This window comes from Paenibacillus sp. 01L418 (assembly GCF_056400045.1).
This window is the reverse complement of sequence record NZ_JBFTSN010000559.1, coordinates 1-3,576: the sequence shown is the minus strand read 5'-3', so window position 1 is coordinate 3,576 and position 3,576 is coordinate 1. Positions and strand designations below refer to the sequence as shown.

The 3,576-nt window shown below is 44.9% G+C and carries 3 protein-coding genes and 1 pseudogene; 1 reads left to right on the top strand and 3 read right to left on the bottom strand.

The genetic code is table 11. The annotated features are described in order from the left end of the window. Positions 1-381 (bottom strand): annotated as a pseudogene (locus AC1DSE_RS32620) (hypothetical protein); the annotation flags it as partial. A gap of 208 nt (positions 382-589) precedes the next feature. On the opposite strand from AC1DSE_RS32620, the gene AC1DSE_RS32615 reads away from it, so the two are divergent. Then, positions 590-1,876: a nucleoside recognition domain-containing protein gene (locus AC1DSE_RS32615; RefSeq protein WP_477511440.1), complete on the top strand. Its 1,287-nt coding sequence runs from the start codon at positions 590-592 to the stop codon at positions 1,874-1,876. A gap of 39 nt (positions 1,877-1,915) precedes the next feature. On the opposite strand, the gene coaD is transcribed toward AC1DSE_RS32615, so the two are convergent. Next, entirely contained in the window at positions 1,916-2,419 is a 504-nt protein-coding gene (coaD, locus tag AC1DSE_RS32610; protein WP_477511441.1) for a pantetheine-phosphate adenylyltransferase, read from the bottom strand. Continuing rightward, positions 2,406-3,002 carry a 16S rRNA (guanine(966)-N(2))-methyltransferase RsmD gene (gene rsmD / locus AC1DSE_RS32605; RefSeq protein WP_477528867.1) on the bottom strand — a complete coding sequence of 199 codons (597 nt, stop codon included), beginning with the start codon at positions 3,000-3,002 and terminating at the stop codon, positions 2,406-2,408. Before rsmD ends, coaD begins: the two co-directional genes overlap by 14 nt. Positions 3,003-3,576 lie beyond the last annotated feature (574 nt).

Genomic DNA, 3,576 nt, shown 5'->3' with positions numbered 1-3,576 from the left:
GGGTAATTCTGCATAATGATATGCAGCTTCAATCGCATTGTTTTGCGAGCCCTGCATGATGATGCTTAGCCTTTGTGCATACTCTTCTTTTGTGTATCCTTGCAGCACATCTCGTTTGAGATGAACATCCATATTCGAATTCCACATCGATTGAATAGTCCGCAAGAAATTAGGCTCCGTCATTTTCACTGCTGTCAGCAAAAAGTCGCCTTTTCCTAAAGCATCTCCCTTTTCAATCGTTACCATCGGTTTAACAGGTACAGCTATCCCCGGCTCATAAACAACATAGGGCGTTGGAGCATATAACAATACCCACATCAAAGCCGCTGTCGATACAGCGATCGATGCTATTCTGCGAAAATCTGATCGTTGTTTTTGCAATCGCACACCCCGTTCAAACTTCCAATTTGCCAGTCAAATATAGCATTAACTATTCTGAGGCAGACAAGCTACTCCAAATGGTCTATCCATGACTTTATACGCGTACTATTTAACGTATATGATTGTCCATCTCATGATGCCCTAGCCCTGCCTTTCGGCGTGTCGCATCATTTCTATTTTTGCAGAAAATTAAAGGAGTGGAGTAGCATTGGCTAAAACAGTTATGTTAGCGTTCCTGTCCATATTGCTCGTTGTTGCCATCATCATTCAGCCAGATGCTGCGTTTCAAGCTTCGCTTCAAGGACTCACCGTCTGGTGGAATATTGTATTCCCTGGTTTATTGCCGTTTCTCGTATTGTCTGAGCTTATTGCAGCCTTTGGGCTCACACATGCGCTAGGCTCTCTGCTCCAGCCGCTGATGAGCAGACTGTTTAAACTGCCAGGTGAAGCCGCGCTTACGATAGTTCTTGGTTGGATGGGTGGTTATCCCGCGGGAGCAGAAGCGACAGCTTCCTTACGCAAAAGAAACGTCGTGACAAAACAACAGGGCCAGCGGCTGCTAGCCCTCGCTCATATGCCAAACCCATTATTTATGCTTGTCGTTATTGGCGCAGGCTTTCTGCACAAGCCCATTGTAGGTGCCATTATTGCTGCAGCCGTATGGATATCCGCGCTATGGGTCATGTTTATAATGACGCTGTTCAGCCGTAAAGAGAAGCCAGGTCAGGAGCGGTCAGGTCAGGAGCGGTCAGATCAGGAACAGCCTGGTCATCAACTAGGTCAGAAACTATCAGCCACAGCCAATGACGTGGAGCATCGCAGCACTATCCTTCATCGTGCAGCAGAGGCATTTCGCCTCGGAAGAGAGCAGGATGGCCGCAGCTTCGGCAAAGCGCTTGGCGATTCTGTTGCAGCAAGCGTTCAGAAGCTTATGATGATCGGCGGATTTATGATTTTTGCAGCTGTGCTTGCAAAATTATCAGAGCCGCTGCTCTCTCCTTGGCTGGATAAGGCTGGGCTAAACTTTATTAGCCAGGCTTTTTTTGAAGGTCATATGGGTGCTTATGCGGCTGCGATCTGGGATGCTCCCGGAGCCGGTATGCTCGGAAATGCTGCCGCTATCGCAACTGTGCTTGCATGGAGCGGACTAAGCGGCATTTTACAAGCTGGATACTCCATTACGGGGACGGACCTTAAGCTGCTCCCATTCGCATTATGGAGAATCATTCATGCTCTCCATGCCTGTGTATTTATGATCATTCTGTGGAAGCCGCTCACTTCAATGCTTCGTCCGATACTCGCACCTGGAGCAACGCCAACGTTGGCGCCATCTGATCCTTACTCTATGCAACACACTGTCGCTGCAATCATAAACGCAAATGATTTACCATTTTTATGGCAGTTCTCCATATCAGCCTGCATCCTACTTACTTTTTTGGGACTGCTTGTATCCCTCATACTTCTGCCATTCCGGAGAACAGGTAAATCGATATAATCCAAAATAAGATAAACAATGGCTTTTTCAAACATTTATTTAAATTTTCGAGTTATATTTCTCTCTTAGCTGCTTCTCCACAATTGGCGGTACCAGCTCATGCACTGCGCCGTGAAATTGTGCGATCTCTTTGACGATGCTCGAGCTTAAGTAGGAATACTTCGGATTCGTCATCATAAACATCGTATCTATTTCATCATCAAGCAAATGATTAGTTGAAGCGAGCTGCAGCTCGTATTCAAAATCAGTTACCGATCGAATGCCTCTAATAATGACATTTGCTTGCCGTGTTTTCATAAATCGAACGAGCAAATCCCGGAAACTGTCAATTTCCACATTTGGAATATCGCGCGTCACTTCTGTAAGCAGCGCCTTGCGCTCCTCCACGCTGAACAAAGGATTTTTACTCGAATTGTTCAATACAGCAACGATTAACCGATCAAATTGCTTGGCAGACCTTCGAATAATATCCAAATGGCCATAAGTTACAGGGTCAAACGTGCCTGGATATACAGCAACGCGCTCTTGTTTATTCATTAACATCGGATTCACTCCCGTCTTGATGACTGTCATCGCTGTAATATTGATATATAGAAACGGCAATATCCCCGTATTTCGCATGCTTCAGTTGGTCAAAATATTTCAGCTTCTCCGGGTAACGGTGAGCTGYATCATGCTCGACTACGATAATCGCATCAGGCTCAAGCATCTGATTTTGGGCAAGCTGCGTCATAAGACTATCCATCGTAATCATTTTGTATGGCGGATCAAGAAAAACAAGCCGGAACTTTTGCTCCCGCTTCGCTAGCGCTTTCAATGCGCGCTCCGCATCATTTTTATAAATTTCAGCAGCGCTTCCCATCTTCGCCGTTTCAACATTTTGACGAATCGTATCAATGCTTATTCTTTCCCGATCAACAAAAACAGTATGTTCTATGCCTCTGCTCCAAGCCTCGATACCTAATCCACCTGTACCTGCGAACAGATCCAGCGCTATTCCTCCGTCAAAGTAAGGTCCGATCATGCTAAAAATAGCTTCCTTAACCTTATCCGTTGTCGGTCTCGTATTCATACCAGGCACAGCCTTAAGCGTGCGGCCCTTGGCCTCGCCCGCAATGACTCTCACTTGCAATTGCCCCCTTCTATCTCATTCCCGCCTATCGTACCATAGAATCCCGTTCATAATAAAGCAGTTGCATCTCGAAAATTGTGGACGCCGCTGACCTATATCTGTACGCCGATATTTTTTTCATTTTGAACAAGTATATTTACAAGTAATAAGGACAAAATAAATTTATCGGCGTCGCAAGATGTCGTAGACAACCGCGGAGAAGACTTACGTTTCCCCATAAGCTCTTCGTCCGGTTTCTCCTCTCCCATGAAAAGGGCGCTCCGAAAGGGGCGCCCGATTTTTTTGTTTAAATCCTTGTTATATCAAGGTTTATTTGAGTTAAATTGAATGCAATCTATATTCCTGTCCACCAATTGTCCACCAAAATTATTGTTGAGATACATTTCACTACTATCTAACAAAATAAGTCGCTTTCTGTCTGGAATACTCCATTTTTTATAACCTTACTTACTATACGTTTTCGAATCCCTTCCGGGACACCATTAAGAACTACCTCGATCATTTTAATGATTTACATAAACCCGTTAAAGTCTTGAATAACAAGGATACACTTTTTTACACCCCACCC

Excerpts from the sequence above, each read along its gene's own strand:
- coaD (WP_477511441.1), bottom strand. The coding sequence starts at position 2,419 with ATGTTAATGAATAAACAAGAGCGCGTTGCTGTATATCCAGGCACGTTT.